The organism is Desulfovibrio desulfuricans (genome assembly GCF_004801255.1).
GTDB classification, from domain to species: Bacteria; Desulfobacterota; Desulfovibrionia; order Desulfovibrionales; family Desulfovibrionaceae; genus Desulfovibrio; species Desulfovibrio desulfuricans_C.
In genome coordinates this window covers 1,144,849-1,160,900 of record NZ_CP036295.1, presented here as the reverse complement: position 1 = coordinate 1,160,900, position 16,052 = coordinate 1,144,849, and the positions used below count along the sequence as shown (strand labels likewise).

Sequence of the window (16,052 nt, the reverse complement as noted above, 5' to 3'; positions counted from 1 at the left end):
CGCTACATTCTGATGTCGATAACCGCCCGGCTGCGCAGCTGGTTGGTGTAGTCTTCAAAACGCTCCATGGCCTTGGGCTGACGCAGGATGCCGTCAATCATGGGCTTGGCCTGCTCAAAGGTGAGCATTTTGACTTCGCCGCCGCCAGGACGATAAAGGTGCACCTGCGCCTTGCGACCCTGCAGGTCAAAAAGATCGGTAACATCGCCGGGCTTCATTTTGGAGAGGCGGGCCTCCCATTCCGGATTAAGTTTGTCCCACTCCACAGCGCCCATGTCGCCGCCGTTTTCCTTGTTGGGAGCGATGGAATACTTGCGCGTCACTTCTTCAAAGGTTGTCGCGCCAGACTTGATCTGCGCGGCCATGGCCGCCGCATTGACGTTGGGCGGATACACCAGCAGCCCCATGTGCAGCCCCGAACGGTCGTACATGGTATCTTTGTGCGCATCGTAATAGGTCTTGATTTCCTCAGGGGTAACCAGTACGCGGCGGCCCACTTCCATGGCCATAACGCGCTGACGGATCAAGCCTTTTTCGATATTCCCACGCAGCTCGCCGATGCTGGTCCTTTGCTGGGCCAGCTTTTCTTCAAACTGCGGCTTGGTCAGGTTGTTCGCCTTCATGATCTTGGTTATTTCGGCGTCCACATCGGAGGGAGAGATGGTAACCTTGAGCCGCTTGGCTTCCTGCGCGACGAGAATATCCATAATCATGCCGTCGAGCGACTTGCGCAGCACGGCATCCACGGCTTTGGCCTGGGCAGGATCATTGGGATTGATGCGCGCCCGCATAAGATCGGGCACGGCGTTTTTCTGCAGGTCAAACATGGTGATGACCTGGCCATTGACCACGGCGGCCACCTTGTTGATCTGGGCGGCCTGAGCGCCAAAGGCGGTCATAAAACAGATAACCAGCGCCAAAACAAGCGTTTTTCTCACGTTATACTCCCTGATTGCGCACAAAAAATCCGCGCTTTATCTGTAAAATTATATCCCAAACAAGAGCAATATGCAATGTAAGCGCTGCAACCCCGGCAAATGCCGCCTGCTGCGGGCCTGCCGCCCCGCCGTCAACGCCTCTTGCCCGAGCCGCCGTTGTCGCGTTTGCGGGGCTGGTCGTCGCCAGACTTAACGCCCGGTTTTGGGGTTGCGCCGTTGTCCGCGCCGCGCCCCTGGTTTTCCAGACCTCCGGGTGTTGTGCCGTCAGGGATGTCCCCTTCGTACACGTCGTCGCGCGGCATTGGCGGAACTTTTCCGTCTTCCAGCCCGCCGGGCATGCTCTCGGCGGCAGACGCGTCGCCGCCCGCCTCGGCAGGGCGCGCAGGGGGTTGCGCAAGCAGGTCGGGGGCGATGTCCCTGGACACCCTGACTGTGGACCCGGCCAGCGCTTTTTCAAGCCAGCTCTCAAAAGCCTCGGACATTTTTTGCTCGCGCAGGATGGTCTCAACCAGCGGGTAGGTCTCAGCCAGGTTCATCTGAGCGGGGGGGCGTTTTTCCAGCAGCGCTATACCGCGCCACAGGCCTTCCTCCTGCCGCGCCGGGGCGCACTGACCGGGCTTGAGGGCGGTTGCGGCCTTGCGCCAGCTCTGGGGCAGGTCGGTTGCCCGCACGTTCAGGCACTGCAGCTGCACTTTTGTGCGTGCATCGCCCATTCCGCCGGGAAAAACCGCGCAGAATCCTTCCACATCCTTGCGCGACTCGGCGGAGATCAGGCACACGCGCAGGGTTTCAGGCATCTGAAAATCATCCTCGTGGGTCTGGTAATAGTCGCGCATCTCGGCCAGCGAAATACGGATACCCGACGCGAGAACCCTCTTTTCAAAGGTAAGCATGGAAAGATGGTCGAGCAGTAGCGCCCGCCATTCCGCCGGGTCCAGCGACTCCTCGGCCAGATATTTGTCCAGCCCTTCGCCGCCGCCGTAGTCGTTTTTTACTTCGGCAACGGCGTTTTCGAGTGCGGCGTCGCTTACAGGCATCTGCAGCCGCTGCAAATCCTGGCGCACGAGAGCGTAGATAATCAGGGTCCCCAGGCCCTCGCCGTACTCGCGCCGCATATTCTCCAGCGACGGCGTGCGCATGGCCCCCAGAGAAGGCGAACGGCTGTCGAGCAGCGTCTGCAGCCTGCGCAGGGTGATGGGCTCGCCATTGACCGTGGCCACCACGCCGTCGGGCAAACGGGCTTCAAAGCAGCCCGCCAGCAGCAGGCAAACGCAGCAGGACAGCGCCAGGCACAGCTGACGCGTTACACGCGCAAGCGGCGCTGCGGCCCTGCCCTGACGCACGCGGACAACGAGAGACTGCATGAATCCGTCCACCATAATTTTCATATATTAGCGGCAGCTTCACGGCCAGACAAAAACGCTGGCGGGGAGGCCGCCTATGCTCCAGCCTGAGTCCGAATACCTTCAAGCGCAGTCCGCAGCCTGTCGAGTCCCTCGGCAAAGGGCACATCGGTGGGCAGCGGCAGGTGCAGGCCTGCGGGGGGCAGCATGCGGGCATCCTTCATGCTGGCCGTAAGAGCCACGATGCGCTCGGGCTGCACGGCATTTTGCCCGTCGGGCCACACAAGCCGCACATGGTTGATGTGCACGTCGGCCTTTTGCACCTGCAGTTCGGTGAGGAACTGCTTGAAATCGAGCACGGCGAGAAAATTGCGCAACTCTTCAGGAAAAGGCCCAAACCTGTCGCGGATGCCAAGGGCAGCCTCTTCCCTCGCAGCCCCGCCCGCCGCGGAGGTGAGCGTTTTGTAACAACGCAGACGTTCCCGGCCGTCCTCAATGTACGATGCGGGAATATGCGCAGGCAAGCCCAAAGTAAGTTCCGTTTCCACGGTATGCGCCTCGGGCGTGCCCTTGAGGCGACCCACCGCCTCCTCAAGCATTTCGAGGTACAGATCAAGCCCCACGCGGCACATGTGCCCCGACTGCACCTCGCCAAGAATATTGCCCGCTCCCCGCAGGCGCAGGTCTTCCATGGCGACCTGAAAGCCCGCGCCCAGATAGTCCATATCCATGATGATGCGCAGGCGCTCCTCGGCAATAGGGGTCAGGCGCTCCGCGTCGGGCACGACAAAAAAGGCGTAGGCCTGCCTGTCGCTGCGCCCCACGCGCCCCCGCAGCTGATAGAGCTGCCCTAGGCCAAACATCTGGGCCTGATCCACTACCAGGGTATTGGCGCGGGGAAAGTCCAGCCCAGATTCTACAATGGAGGTGCACACCAGCACGTCAAGCTCGCCGTGCCAGAAATTGTGCATGGTGTCCTCAAGCTCCGTCTCGGACATCTGCCCGTGAGCCATGCCCACACGCGCCGTGGGCACAAGGGCGCGCACGTATTCGGCCACCCGCTCAAGCCCCTGCACGCGGTTGTACACCCAGAATGCCTGTCCCTCGCGCTCGATTTCGCGTTCCAGCACCTTGCGCAGCACGGAATCGTCGCGCCGCAGCACAGCCGAGGCCACAGGCTTGCGGTCCTGCGGGGCGGTTTCAATGATGGAAAGCTCGCGGATGCCCGACATGGAAAGTTGCAGGGTACGCGGAATGGGCGTGGCCGTGAGGGTCAGCACGTCCACATTTTTTTTCAGCGCCTTGAGCTTTTCCTTGTGCCGCACGCCAAAGCGCTGCTCTTCGTCCAGTATCAGCAGGGCCAGATTGGGCAGCTTGACGTCGCTTGAGAGCACGCGATGCGTGCCGATGAGGATATCCACCTGACCGGAGGCCGCAGCCTTGAGCACGTCCTTTTGGCGGGGGCGCGGCACAAAGCGGCTGAGCAGCCCCACATTGACGGGAAAGCCCGCCAGACGCGCGCGAAAGGTCTGGTAATGCTGCTCGGCCAGCACAGTTGTTGGGCAGAGCAAAACAACCTGCCGCCCCTCGGAGGCTGCGCGAAAGGCCGCCCGCAGCGCCACCTCGGTCTTGCCAAAGCCCACGTCGCCGCACACCAGGCGGTCCATGGGCTGCGACTTGTCCATGTCGTCCAGCACGTCCTGAATGGCCTTGGCCTGGTCGGGCGTTTCCTCAAAACCGAATGTGGCTTCAAATTCGTGGTACAGCTCGCCGGGGGGATCGTAGCGAAAACCCTTTGTCACCTTGCGGTAGGCGTACATCTCCACCAGGTCGGCGGCGATTTTTTCAATGGCCTTGCGGGCTTTTTCCTTGCCCGAGGCCCAGCCTGCGCCGCCAAGGCGGTCCAGCGCCGGTTCCACGCCCTCCGAACCCTTGAACCGCTGGATAAGCCCCATGCGGTCGGCAGGCACATAGAGCTTGTCGCGCCCGGAGTACTCGATGAGCAAAAAGTCGTTGGCAACGGCGTTCACATCCATGTGGTGCAGACCGGCAAAACGGCCAATGCCGTAATCGCGGTGCACCAGCAGGTCGCCGGGATTGAGATCGTCAAAGGAATCCAGCCCCTTGAATACGCGGGACGACACGCGGGGCGTTTTTTCGGCCTTGGGGTACAGAATGTCCTCGCCCAGCACCAGGGCGTTGTCCCAGGCCAGATCCGCGCCCTGACGATAGGGCGACACAAGGGCAAAAAGGCCGTGCTGGTCGGGGGCGTAGCGCAGGGCTGGCGCAATGCCGTCCTGCTCGGCCAGCTTGAGAAACTTGGCCCGGCTTCTGGCCGACGAAAAACTCAGCACCACCTGTCGGCGCGAGCCCTGCCAATCTTTGAGAGCTGCGGCAAGGTGCTGCCAGGGGCGATCCTGCGCACCGGAAAGCGGAAAAAGATCGCTGAACGAATGCAGGGTTCTCTCCGCAAAATCCAGACCGCGTTCCTCTACCCCCATGACAAGAGGTTCGGCGTACACCCTTTGAAAGGCGTTCCACGGTGCGGGCTGCGAGCTTTTGCGCAAGGCCAGCGAGGCCGGTTGCGGCAGGGGCGCGTCCTCGTCCTCCAGTTTTTCCTTGAGGGCAAGGCGTCCGTCGCGCAGAGCCTCGGCGCTGTCGGCCTCGCCGGGCAGCAGCCACAGACAGTCTTGCGGCAACCATTCTTCAAGCAGGCTGGGAGCGTCAACGGCGCAGCCCGGCAACAGGCCGGCGCCACCGGCATCCAGGGCTTTTTTAAAAGAGTAGCAGTCGTTCTCGCCAATGCGGCCCTCGGCAAACATGCGGTCAAACCGCATGCGCGTGGCCTCGGCCTCGCGAGCGTCCATGGAAAGCGGACTCACTGGCAGCAAGGTCAGCTCGTCGCAACCCTGCAGCGAACGCTGGGTTTCTGCATCAAAAAACCGCATTTCGTCCAGCGTGTCGCCAAAAAATTCCAGCCGTACAGGACGCGCATAACCTGAGGGGAAGAGATCGAGGATGTCGCCGCGCCGGGCCATTTCGCCGGGGCGCGTGACCATGGCGACCCGCTCGTAACCCCACTCCACCGCCTGTTCAAGCAGCAGCTCTGGGGCGTAATCGCTGCCCTTGCCGATCTCGAGCGTGCGGCTGTGAAAAAAATTGACCGGCATGTAGCGCAGCAGCAGGCTTTCGACGCTGACCACCAGCACACGGGGACGATTCAGGCTCAAGGCGTACAGGGCGGCCATACGGGCGGCCCACGATGCTTTGTCCTGCCACTGGCTCAGAGGGGGCAGTCCCAGACAGGGCTGTTGCCACGCGGGGCGCACAAGAGCTGGATCGGCCAGCGAAATTTCGGGAGAAAAAAGCGCCGCGAGGGCTCGGGCCGCGCTGAATTCTTCGCGGGTACGGGCCAAGAGGGCCACGCTGCGCCCCTTGTCCAGCGCCTCGCAGGCAAGGCGGCAACGCGTGACCATGCCGCTACGTTCAAGATATATCTGCCTGTCGTTGCTTGAAAACAGTACGCCGAAAGTGTCCATGAACCTGTGGGGGGGTTATGCAAACAAGGCCGGGGGCAGCCTGCGCCGCCCCCGGCACGGCCGCGCAATTGCGGCCATAAAACGGCAAACCGGGCGGCAGCAGAAGGCCGCCGCCCGGTTTGCAAGTCATTTGCTTCTAGTGTCCGCAGCCGCCGGAGCAGCCGCTGCAACCGCCGCCCGTCTGGGGCAGGGGCACCGTGGGCTCAACAGTAAAGCCCATGTAGGACAGGTCAATCTTCACGCCTTCAACCTGAGCAAGAAGCTCCTTGTTGATGCAGAAGGTGAATCCGCCCTGATCTTCGCTCATATCCTCTTCCGTGGCGGCGTCAAGCGCCAGGGCCAGATGCGGCCCGCTGCACCCGCCGGGAGCGAGATAAACACGAATGGTGCTTTTTTCCTTACCTTCAAAAAAGGCCGCCAGTTCCTTCTGGGCGCTTTCGGTCAGTTCAAGCATGGTTCCTCCGATGTTTTTCGACACGCTATATATTGTAGAGTAACGAAAAACAGGCTGGCCAGCTTCTTCCGGCCAGCGGGAAACCACCCCGCCTTACGCGTTGCTGCCGCAGCCGCTTGAGCAGCTGCCGCAACCACCGCTGTTGCCGTCTGAAGCAAAGGGCACTACGGGGTCAACCGCAAAGCCCATGTAGGTTAAATCAATTTTTACACCCTGCACTTCAGTCAAAAGATCTTTGTTGATGCAGAAGGTGTAGCCGGCCTGTTCCTCGGTTTGATCCTGGTCGTTAGGCTCATCCAGAGCCAGTGCAAGGCGCGGTCCGCCTCAACCTGCGGTCATGTAGACCCGGATGGGTTCCTTTTGCTTGCCGGTAAAGAACGAATCCAGTTCCTTACGGGCGCTGTCGGTCAATTCGATCATACGTCCTCCATGATTCGGGTGTTTTACTAACTAAGGTCATGCGTGGGGCTTGTCAATTACCGCAGGGCTTTTCTTTGAAGGGGAAAACGGCTAGAATGCTGACCATATCCACCTTTGGAGGAACCATGTCCACGACCCGGTTGCTGGAAAAAGACGAAATGGCGCGCGTGCTCGAACGCCTCGCCTCGCAGATACTTGAACGCCACGCGGCGTGCGATGACGTAATGCTGGTGGGCATTGAACGGCGCGGCGCAGACCTTGCCCGCCGCCTTGCCGCCCTGCTGCAGTCGCGCCTCGGGCACGCCGTGCCGCTGGGAACCCTGGATATCAACCTGTACCGCGACGACTGGACAAGCCTTGTGGGCAAACCCAGCATCGGCCAGTCGCGCATTACCGAAAGCGTTGACGAAAAGGTCATCATTCTGGTGGACGACGTGCTCTACACCGGGCGCACAATACGGGCCGCCCTTGAGGCCCTGCTCGACTACGGCCGCCCGCGCTGCGTGGAGCTGCTGACGCTCATCGACCGCGGCCACCGCGAGCTGCCCATCCACGCGGACTATGTGGGACGCATCGTCAACACCAGCAAGCAGGAACATGTGGACGTCATGCTGACAGAGCGCGACGGCCAGGACAGTGTAAACCTGACCACGGCCTCATAAACAGGCTGAGCCCGGCTTTGCAGCCTGCGCGGCCGTACGGCCCGGTTCCGGCTGCCAAGATACAGCCCTACAGACAAATACCACTGCCGCCGCACTGCGGCGCCATGCCATAGCAGAGGAAACCATGCCCAAGCGCAAAACCTGACGCACTGCAAAAGGCTTCACGTTGTGGAGCTTACGCGAACGGCGGTCCGGATTGACGCTGGCGCATGGTTGTTCACTGCGCCGCTGATAAGGCAAATCCTCCGTTCGCGCTGCCGGTATCCCCATCGGCTTCGCCACGGGCCCCCTGGCCCTTAAAAGGAGGATTTCATGAAACCAGGCTTCAATGTTTTTTCCACAACAACGGGCATAATTGCCACCGGCCTTGTTTTCGGCGTGCTCGCCGTACTGCTGCAACAGACGGGCAACCCCGGCAACATGGGTATTTGCGTGGTCTGCTTTAACCGCGATATCGCCGGGGCGCTGGGCCTTCACCGCGCGGCGATTGTGCAGTATCTGCGGCCAGAGATCATGGGCATGGTGCTTGGCGCATTTGGGGCGGCACTGGCGTTTGGCGAATTCAAACCGCGCGGCGGCTCGGCCCCCATTACCCGCTTTTTGCTTGGCGGCATTGCCGGCATCGGCGCGCTGGTCTTTTTGGGCTGCCCGTGGCGCGTCATCCTGCGCCTGGCCGGCGGCGACGCCTTTGCCCTGTTTGGCCTTGCGGGCCTGGTCTGCGGCGTGGGCATCGGCACGGTCTTTTTTCGCATGGGCTTTTCGCTGGGGCGCAGTCAGGGCCAGAGCAAGATTTCCGGTCTGGTGCTGCCCGGCATCATGCTCTCCTTTGTAGCGCTGTATCTCCTCAACCCGCAAGTGGCCGAGCAACCGCAAAGCGGCGTGCTTTTCTACTCCGTCAAAGGCCCAGGCGCGCAGCATGCGCCCTTTATCCTTTCCATCGGCGTGGGGCTGATTGTGGGCTTTCTGGCCCAGCGCAGCCGCTTTTGCACCATGGGCGCGCTGCGCGATGTGCTGCTGTTCAAACAATGGCACCTGGCCCTGGGCTTTGTGGCCATGCTGTGCGCGGCCCTGCTGCTCAACCTGTACTTTGGCGCGTTCAAGCCCGGCTTTGAAAACCAGCCCATCGCCCAGCCCGACAACCTCTGGAACTTCCTTGGCATGGTTACGGCCGGGCTGGCCTTTGCCCTTGCGGGCGGCTGCCCCGGGCGTCAGCTGTTTATGGCCGGCGAGGGCGACAACGACGCCGCCGTGTTTGCCGTGGGCCTTATTGTAGGAACAGCCGTGGCGCACAACTTTGGTCTGGCTTCCAGCCCCGCCGGGGTTGGCCCGCATGGCATGGCGGCGACCCTCGCCGGCCTTGGCGTCTGCATCTGCATCGGATTTTTCAACTGCAAGCGAGGCGCGTAATGTCCACAACCATTGATACCCGAGGCCTTTCCTGCCCGCAGCCCGTGCTCATGTTTCTTACCGCAGTCAAGACTGACGCGCAGGGGCCCTTCAGCGTACTGGTAGACAATGACGCGAGCCTCGAAAACGTCAGCCGCGCCGCCCGCAACCGAGGGTTTGCCGTGACCGCCACGGACGAAAGCGACGGCGCAACCCGCATAGACATCAGCAAATCCTGAAGCGGGGCGCAACACGTCTGAAGACAGGCGCGCGGATGCGGCAGACCGCGTCCGCGCACCGCAGTCAAAAGGCCAAAGCCAGCCTGTTTTCATAACCTGTACGCCCTATTTTCGCCCCGCCCCGTCCACTTCGCGCGGGTGGGCCGCATTTGCAGGAGAATCAATGACACAGGACCAACCCCGAAGCGGACTGCTGCACGGTATTGCGCAAAAACTGCACGAGCTTTTTTTGCCCCCTCGCGGCAGGAGCAACGCCCATAGCCAGCCGGACAAGCACCGGCGCGCCTGCAACGACAGGGGGCTGCTGGTCTTTGACCACACGGGCGAAGTGATCAGGGCCGAGCGCCTGTTGCGTGCCGCCGGGCTGGATGTGGAGGTAAAAGGGCCGCCGCCGCAGATGCGTACCGGCTGTGATATGGTGGTGGTTTTTGAGCTGGTGCGTCAGGTTCGCGTGCTGGAAGTTCTTGAACAGGACGGGCTTGTTCCCTCGCAGGTGGTCAGCGCCAACGATGTGCTGCTGGAGCCGGTTTCGCTGTTTCAGACCAGGTGCGTCGATGACCGCTGGATCATGGTACGCGCCGCCAACATGAAAATTACCCTGGATACCGCCGACGACCGCATCGTTAACATTTCGGGCGGCGGCTGCCCCGATGTGCCATGGGTAGCAAGCAAACTCTGCGGCCTGCGCCTTGCCGAAGCCCCGGAACCGCTGAGCCTGGGTCAGACGCTCTGCTGCTACAGCCTGCAAAAGGCCTTTGAGGAACTGCGGAGGCAACGCGCATGTGGTGCATAGTGGGAACTCTGCCCGATCAGGATTTTGCCTTGTGCCCTGCGGGGCTAGAGGGCGACAGCACTGTTGCCGACGGTCTGCTGCGCCTGCCCGACGGCCAGCGTGTGCCGGTGCAGCGCGGCACGGCGGCTCTGGCAGCCACAGCCATACTTGCCTGCGGCGCGCTGGGCGTTGCCCCGCCGCGTCTGCTGCTGGCAGGCGACTCCGGTTCCGGCGCTGGCAGCCGGGCCATTTACGCATGGCTGGAACAGAACCTCGGCAGCATCGCTCCGGCGGGGTTGACCTTCCATTATCTTTTTCCTGATCTGGATTGGCACAACCGGGTGTTGATGGCCGTGCAGGCTATCGCCGTGCCGCCCCGCATGGTGGCGGACGCGGGCTTTATGTACGTGGCCAAGATGAGCGGCTACGCCGACGCCTACGACCTTTTTACCCCCGATCTGGGCGAGCTGGCCTTTCTGGCGGACGAAAAAGCCCCGCATCCATTCTACACCAGGGGCTTTTTGCTTGCGTGCGAGGACGACGTGACTCCCCTGCTGCAGCGCGCCATTGAGCACGGCAACTGCCCTAAAAATATGATTATCAAGGGCACAAAAGACTATATCGTCACGGATGGCAGCATCACAGCTACGGTGGAGGCCCCCGCTGTCGCCGCCATGGAGTGCATCGGCGGCACGGGCGATCTGGTGACCGGGCTGGCGACGGCCTTTTTGTGCGCCGGAGCCTGCATGAACGAGGCCTGCACGGCGGCCGCCCGCATGGCCCGTCTGCTGGCCCAGCACTGCGCCCCCAACCCCGGCACGCAGATAGGCGAACTCATAGGCAAGCTGCCCGAAGCCTTGCACGAGGCACGGGCCAAATGGCGGGACGGCCTCGCCTCCATCCCCGCCAGATAACCCTCCCGCTACCAGCCTGAACGCCCCCGGTTGCCCCAGACAAAACAACACTGCGACCTTCCTCGCGAGATGGAAGACCGCAGTGCAAAGCTACTGCTGCCGCAAGCAGGCAACTCGCGCGGCATTTGAGGGCGACGTCAGTCAGTGATGCGCCGCCTTTTGCCTGCGGGCCCTCAGGCGCAGGGTTACGCGCCATATCCACGAGAGCGCCAGCCCCACGGCAATACCCAAAAAGTCAAACAGGGTCTGCGCGGCCATGTGCGGACGGTCAAATCCCCATGCCGCGGCCCTGTTCCACGATGGATGGTACAGCGCCCAGGCAAGAAAGCCCGCCAGCGCAAGCACGCCCATCGCGCCAAACAGCCAGTAGGCGGGGATAGGCTCCTCCCAGAAAAATGACGAGCGATAAAACCGCCGCCGCGCCAGGCATACGGTCAGCAGCACAATGCCGACCATGGAGGCGGTGATCCACGAAAAACCGTTGAGCAGCGCCCCCGCAACGCCCAGCACGAGGCAGGCCACGGCCAGCACAAAAGCACGCGACTGACGACGCTCCAGCCCGTAGGAGACAAACAGCAGCGTCGCGCCAGAGATAGCCGTAAGAAAATGCCCCACGGCCAGCGCCTCGTAGGGAATCATGCTGCGCAGTGCGTGCAGCATGTGCTTGCCTGGCGGCAGCATGGCGCATACGAGCAGTATGACCCCGGCGGCAAAAACCATGTAGGCGGAAATGGAGTGCGAAAGCACCGACAGCCAGCGCCCCGTTTCGCGCAGCATGTCGCTGCGCTGGCGCACCTCGTAGACGGCCAGCAGCACAGCGGCTGCCAGCAGAGGAATGATAAAGTAAATAATGCGAAACAGCAGCACCGCCGCAAAAACGGCCTGCGCCTGGGTCGTGTGGGTCAGGTGCAGGATGACAAGCTCAAAAACGCCCACCCCGCCGGGTATGTGCGTAAGCACCACGGCCACCTGAGCCATGAGGTAACTGGGCAGAAAATCAAGAAAGGTAATACCCATGTTACACGGCAGCAGCACGTACATGCAGCCCGCAGCGGCAATAATGTCCACCCCGGCTACCAGGGCCTGGGCAAAGGCAATGTGCGGCGCGGGAAAGACAAATTCCCTGCCAAAAATGTGCACGGGCTTGCGTACCGTACAGCACAGGATAAGGTACGAGCAGGCGATAAGCAGCAGCACCACGCCCAGAATGCGCACGTCGGTCACGGGCATCCTGGCCAGCAGGTCGTCAGGAATAGCCGGAGGGCTGACAATAAAGATAAGCCCGCACAACCCCAGCGCGCCGACCCAAAAGGTAACGGCCAGCATCAGCACGAGGCGCACTATTTCTACCAGCGAAAAACCCCAGGCCGAATAAAACCGGTAGCGCACGCTGGTTCCGCCCAGCAGGGCGCCAAAATTGTAACTGACCGCCTGACCCACAAACGAAACAAGCCCCACTCGGGGCAAAGGCAGATCTTTGTGAATGGCCTTGAGCGCCAGCCAGTCGTAGCCCACAAGGATAATGTAATTGATCACCATGAGCAGCATGGAGAAAAGAATGCGCCCGTGCGAAATCTGGTTTATGCTCTCGCGGATTTGGGCAATGCTGTAACTTTTGAGCTTGTGGTACAAAAGATATACGGCCAAAAGAAACACTGCCGTGATCAGCACGGTTCCAAGATAACGCAAATATTTTTTCATAGTCTGCCGTTGTTCATGCAGGTGAGTTTTATGAAGCTCCAGCCGCACGCTCCAGCCGCACGGCCCAGCCTGCCCTTACGGTACTTCACAGGCGGTCTCGGTGCAGGTCGCAACTCCAACATATACGTAGGTCCACCACCGCGCAAGCCTCAAGCTCATGACAATTAACTGCACAGGCGCAGCCAGGGCGCAAGTCTTCTCCAGCCCGCGTATTTCGGGGCTTGACCGTTTTGAGCGCAGTGGTTAGGGTGAAATTGTTGTTACGAAGTATAGCGGATTTATCACGAAGATCCGCATTCAGTTCACAGCGGCTCGTACAGCCGTTTTTTTCGGAAAAATACCCCCCCTTTGCTTGCTCCGCTGCCTGGGCAGCGGCGCTTTTTTTTCGTTTGTGAGGTCAGATTATGGCAACCATGACAAGCATCCCCATTTCCGTGCAAGGCTACAAAAAGCTGGAAGACGAACTGGCCCGCCTCAAGAGCGAACGGCCCGTCATCATCCAGGCCATCAAAGAAGCCCGTGAAGAAGGCGACCTGCGTGAAAACGCCGGGTACGATGCCGCGCGCGAGCGCCAGGGCATGGCAGAAGCCCGCATCAAGTACATTGAATCGCGCATGGCGCTCTACCAGGTGGTTGATCTCGACGCCCTGAGCGGCGACAAGGTCATCTTTGGCTCCACTGTCGAAGTGGAAGACGTTGACAGCGGCGAAGCCCGCTCCTTTACCATTCTTGGCCCTGATGAGGCGGACCCCGCCAAGGGTTCCATCTCGTTTCTTTCGCCTGTGGGTCAGGCCCTGCTTAGCCGAGAGGTGGGCGACGAGGTTACGGTGGACATTCCGCGCGGCCGCGTCACCTATGAAGTGATCAATATCAGTTTCAAGGGCAGCAAAGTACTGAACTAAGGCCGGGGCTTCTGCCCGCCGCTGCCGGTTCCGCGCCTTTTGGGTTTCGCGGATGCGGTCTATCTCCATATTTTCCCGTAGCGCGGCAACGCGCAAACCATTCCGCAGTGCACCACGCGGCGCGCTCCGGCTGCTCTGCACAATTGCAGGGTACGGGGCGCGCCGACCAAATGCTTGATCCCAATGCCGCAGGGGCATCCCCGACGCTGGCGCAATCAGCCGCAGGTACGGGTTGCAATTTTTCTGCCGGGCGTATTTGTGCCCTTGCGCCTCTTGGCAGAACCTGCCAGCTTTTGCTACTCTTGCGCGTTTACATGTTCCGGCGTCAGCAGAATGCCCGCGCCGACACAACCCAAGGTCTGCCATGACACTACCGCTGCCGCGTCTGCTCTATATTCTGGCCGCGCTCGCCTTGTATCTGCTGCTGTGGCGCAACCCCGTGACCATCTTTATGGCCGCCTGCCTGTCGTGCCTCTCGCTGCCGCTCTACCGGGGCCTGCAGATGAAAGGCCGGACATGGCGCAAACGGATTGAAAGAGCCACCGGCGGCGCGCGCTGGCGCAAATTTCGTCTTGCCCTTTCAAGCAGCCTGCCTCTCTACGCCTATATTACCACGCTTCTTTGCGCCATTCTTGTTCCCATTGCCATGCTGGCCCTCCTGGTTACGCCGCAGGCCGCCGCAGGCTTTGAGCGCCTGCGCGAATTGCAGGCCAACAACTTTCAGCTGCCTCCCGACTGGGTGGCGAACATCCAGCAGTGGCGGATGAGCCTGGCCGAGTACCCCCGCATAGAAAAGATGGTCAGCGACTTTCTGCAAAAGCTGGACGCCTTCTTTGGCGACGCCATGAGCCTGCTGCTGAGCAGGAGCATGGACTTTTTGGGCGGCACGATGACCGTGCTGTGGACGAGTTTTTTGTTTTTTACGCTTACCGTTATCTTTACAACCTACGCGCGACATATCCGCAAAATTTCCGGGCGGATCTTCCACATTTCGCAGTCCATGCTCGTGCGGTTTACGTCGGCCATTCACCGGGCCCTGCGCGGCATTTTGCTGGGCATAGTGCTGGTGGCGGCGGCTCAGGGCGTGTTGTGCGGCATAGCCTTTGCGGTTGCGGGCGTGAGACAGCCGGCATTTTGGGGTTTGCTGGCCACGCTTGTGGCTCCCATCCCCGCGATCGGCACAGCCATTGTATGGCTGCCGCTCTGCCTCTCGCTCTGGTTTACGGGCAACAGCATGGCGGCCATCGGCCTTGCCCTGTGGGGCGTGATTGTTGTGGCGGGCGTTGACAACGTACTGCGCCCGCTCTTTTTGCAGCAGGGCATCAAGGCTCCTTTTTTTGTTCTGATAATCGCCATTCTTTGCGGCATGGCCAGCTTTGGACCGGTGGGCCTTATCGCTGGCCCCGTACTGCTGGCCTTTGCCATTCAAGCTGTGGAAGAAGGCAACCGTACCTACAGGCACAATGGATAAGCTAGACATAATACACCCCGGCGCAGGCAGGCACGCTCTCGGCAAGCCTCTTTCATTCATGGCCGCAGACGCCCTCAGGCGTCTGGCGGTTGTCGGTGTTTTTTTATGCGCCGCTTTTGCAGCGCTGCTTGCGGCAACGCCAGAGGCTGAGGCTGCCAGAGGCGCAAGGGCCGCCATATTGATCAACATGGACACAGGCAAGGTGCTTTTTGAAAAAAACGCCGACATGTCCATCCCCCCGGCTTCACTGACCAAGGTCATGTCCATGTTTCTGACCATGGACGCGGTAAGCGGCAAGCGTGTGAGCCTTGATGAAAAAATTCGCATCACGCCTGCGGCTTCGACTGTTGGCGGGTCGTCCATGCACCTGCGCAACGGCGAGCGTGTGGCGGTGCGGCAACTGCTTACCGGCGCGGCCGTGGCCTCGGGCAATGACGCAATCACAGCGCTTGCGTTGCGTGTGGGCGGTAACGAAAGACAGTTTGTGCGCGCCATGAACCAAAAAGCCAACAGCCTGGGGCTGAACCGCACCGAATTCAAAAACCCCACTGGCCTGCCCGCCGCAGGGCAGCGCACAACCCCCCGCGACATGGCAAACCTCACGCGGGCCTACCTGCACGCGCACCCCGGCGCGCAGACGTTTCACAACACCCGCGTGTTCACGCACCGCAACAGGCAGATGGCCAACACCAACGCCCTGCTGGGCTCGGTACGGGGCGTCAACGGCCTCAAAACCGGCTGGACTGTGGCTTCTGGATATAATCTGATTGTTACTGCCCAGCGCGGCGGCACGCGCCTGATTGCCGTTGTCATGGGCGGCACGAGCCGCAACGCGCGCGACGCCATGGCAGAGCGCCTGATCGAAGCGGGATTTGACGGCGACGGCAATCCCAAAAAAATTCGCAGAAGCATGGGCTATAGACGCTAGCAATTACCGCAGAAAATGTGCCCAATAAAAAGGTTGTGGAGACAGGCCAGTTACTGGCCGGTTTTCACAACCTTTTTGCATTTGCCGTACTGGAGCAGGCAGAGGTGACCGACAAACCAAAATCCCTGTTTCTGGGACGGGCTTGTCACGGCCTGAATGCACGCGGCAAAGGAGCCGCGCGGCGAAAAAGCTGGCGCGACGGGGGGAGGGGCCAAGAGGATTTTTGGCCGCTGACAAGAAAGGCGGATCTTTTGCGCAGGGAGTGCGCACAGACGTGCATGACCGAGCAAAAAATCCGCCTGACGCCGTCCAACAGCCGTTCCACCACGCCCCGCTCTATGACGCTGGGCGTTTCGCGCCAAGAGGATTTTTGGCCGCTGACA

General features: G+C 61.0%; 14 protein-coding genes. 8 read left to right on the top strand and 6 right to left on the bottom strand.

The window, feature by feature from the left end; translation table 11 throughout:
* Window positions 1-2: 2 nt before the first annotated feature.
* The 5 genes from DDIC_RS04840 to DDIC_RS13865 form a co-directional block, all read right to left on the bottom strand.
* On the bottom strand, window positions 3-938 hold the full coding sequence (locus DDIC_RS04840; RefSeq protein WP_136399398.1) for a SurA N-terminal domain-containing protein: 936 nt from the start codon (window positions 936-938) through the stop codon (window positions 3-5).
* A 131-nt stretch (window positions 939-1,069) separates the two neighbouring features.
* Window positions 1,070-2,302, bottom strand: coding sequence for a peptidylprolyl isomerase (locus tag DDIC_RS04835; protein ID WP_136399397.1), 1,233 nt, complete (start codon window positions 2,300-2,302; stop codon window positions 1,070-1,072).
* Between the two features lie 74 nt (window positions 2,303-2,376).
* Window positions 2,377-5,820 (bottom strand): transcription-repair coupling factor, encoded by a 3,444-nt coding sequence (mfd, locus tag DDIC_RS04830; protein WP_168732467.1) that lies wholly within the window; start codon window positions 5,818-5,820, stop codon window positions 2,377-2,379.
* Window positions 5,821-5,956: 136 nt separating this feature from the next.
* Window positions 5,957-6,274 carry an IscA/HesB family protein gene (locus DDIC_RS04825; protein ID WP_136399396.1) on the bottom strand — a complete coding sequence of 106 codons (318 nt, stop codon included), beginning with the start codon at window positions 6,272-6,274 and terminating at the stop codon, window positions 5,957-5,959.
* A gap of 93 nt (window positions 6,275-6,367) precedes the next feature.
* Window positions 6,368-6,694, bottom strand: coding sequence for an IscA/HesB family protein (locus DDIC_RS13865; protein WP_211088896.1), 327 nt, complete (start codon window positions 6,692-6,694; stop codon window positions 6,368-6,370).
* A 125-nt stretch (window positions 6,695-6,819) separates the two neighbouring features.
* Here DDIC_RS13865 and pyrR point away from each other — a divergent pair, with 125 nt between their 5' ends.
* From pyrR to DDIC_RS04800, 5 genes are all read left to right on the top strand, one after another.
* The gene (pyrR, locus tag DDIC_RS04820) at window positions 6,820-7,356 is read left to right on the top strand and encodes a bifunctional pyr operon transcriptional regulator/uracil phosphoribosyltransferase PyrR (RefSeq protein WP_136399395.1); all 537 of its coding nucleotides are present in this window, start codon (window positions 6,820-6,822) and stop codon (window positions 7,354-7,356) included.
* 312 nt (window positions 7,357-7,668) lie between these two features.
* Window positions 7,669-8,763: a YedE family putative selenium transporter gene (yedE, locus tag DDIC_RS04815; protein ID WP_136399394.1), complete on the top strand. Its 1,095-nt coding sequence runs from the start codon at window positions 7,669-7,671 to the stop codon at window positions 8,761-8,763.
* Window positions 8,763-8,981, top strand: a complete 219-nt coding sequence (locus tag DDIC_RS04810; protein ID WP_136399393.1) for a sulfurtransferase TusA family protein — start codon at window positions 8,763-8,765, stop codon at window positions 8,979-8,981. Before yedE ends, DDIC_RS04810 begins: the two co-directional genes overlap by 1 nt.
* Window positions 8,982-9,144: 163 nt before the next feature.
* Entirely contained in the window at window positions 9,145-9,774 is a 630-nt protein-coding gene (locus DDIC_RS04805) for a DUF3343 domain-containing protein (protein ID WP_136399392.1), read from the top strand.
* Window positions 9,762-10,667 (top strand): NAD(P)H-hydrate dehydratase, encoded by a 906-nt coding sequence (locus DDIC_RS04800; protein WP_136399391.1) that lies wholly within the window; start codon window positions 9,762-9,764, stop codon window positions 10,665-10,667. Before DDIC_RS04805 ends, DDIC_RS04800 begins: the two co-directional genes overlap by 13 nt.
* Before the next feature lie 141 nt (window positions 10,668-10,808).
* Here DDIC_RS04800 and DDIC_RS04795 read toward each other — a convergent pair whose 3' ends face one another.
* Window positions 10,809-12,368 (bottom strand): lysylphosphatidylglycerol synthase domain-containing protein, encoded by a 1,560-nt coding sequence (locus tag DDIC_RS04795; RefSeq protein WP_136399390.1) that lies wholly within the window; start codon window positions 12,366-12,368, stop codon window positions 10,809-10,811.
* Between the two features lie 413 nt (window positions 12,369-12,781).
* Between DDIC_RS04795 and greA the strand changes: the two genes are divergently transcribed.
* The 3 genes from greA (at window position 12,782) to DDIC_RS04780 (ending at window position 15,669) form a co-directional block, all read left to right on the top strand.
* Complete coding sequence (gene greA / locus DDIC_RS04790; RefSeq protein WP_136401023.1) at window positions 12,782-13,270, top strand: transcription elongation factor GreA; 489 nt, start codon at window positions 12,782-12,784, stop codon at window positions 13,268-13,270.
* A 364-nt stretch (window positions 13,271-13,634) separates the two neighbouring features.
* The gene (locus tag DDIC_RS04785; protein ID WP_136399389.1) at window positions 13,635-14,741 is read left to right on the top strand and encodes an AI-2E family transporter; all 1,107 of its coding nucleotides are present in this window, start codon (window positions 13,635-13,637) and stop codon (window positions 14,739-14,741) included.
* Entirely contained in the window at window positions 14,734-15,669 is a 936-nt protein-coding gene (locus tag DDIC_RS04780; RefSeq protein ID WP_247647556.1) for a D-alanyl-D-alanine carboxypeptidase family protein, read from the top strand. The genes DDIC_RS04785 and DDIC_RS04780 overlap by 8 nt, the downstream gene beginning before the upstream one ends.
* Window positions 15,670-16,052 lie beyond the last annotated feature (383 nt).

Coding starts and splice junctions, on each gene's coding strand:
- DDIC_RS04810 (WP_136399393.1), top strand. CDS start 8,763: ATGTCCACAACCATTGATACCCGAGGCCTTTCCTGCCCGCAGCCCGTG.
- DDIC_RS04795 (WP_136399390.1), bottom strand. CDS start 12,368: ATGAAAAAATATTTGCGTTATCTTGGAACCGTGCTGATCACGGCAGTG.
- DDIC_RS04780 (WP_247647556.1), top strand. CDS start 14,734: ATGGATAAGCTAGACATAATACACCCCGGCGCAGGCAGGCACGCTCTC.
- pyrR (WP_136399395.1), top strand. CDS start 6,820: ATGTCCACGACCCGGTTGCTGGAAAAAGACGAAATGGCGCGCGTGCTC.
- DDIC_RS04785 (WP_136399389.1), top strand. CDS start 13,635: ATGACACTACCGCTGCCGCGTCTGCTCTATATTCTGGCCGCGCTCGCC.
- DDIC_RS04835 (WP_136399397.1), bottom strand. CDS start 2,302: ATGCAGTCTCTCGTTGTCCGCGTGCGTCAGGGCAGGGCCGCAGCGCCG.
- DDIC_RS04805 (WP_136399392.1), top strand. CDS start 9,145: ATGACACAGGACCAACCCCGAAGCGGACTGCTGCACGGTATTGCGCAA.
- mfd (WP_168732467.1), bottom strand. CDS start 5,820: ATGGACACTTTCGGCGTACTGTTTTCAAGCAACGACAGGCAGATATAT.
- yedE (WP_136399394.1), top strand. CDS start 7,669: ATGAAACCAGGCTTCAATGTTTTTTCCACAACAACGGGCATAATTGCC.
- DDIC_RS04800 (WP_136399391.1), top strand. CDS start 9,762: ATGTGGTGCATAGTGGGAACTCTGCCCGATCAGGATTTTGCCTTGTGC.
- greA (WP_136401023.1), top strand. CDS start 12,782: ATGACAAGCATCCCCATTTCCGTGCAAGGCTACAAAAAGCTGGAAGAC.
- DDIC_RS04825 (WP_136399396.1), bottom strand. CDS start 6,274: ATGCTTGAACTGACCGAAAGCGCCCAGAAGGAACTGGCGGCCTTTTTT.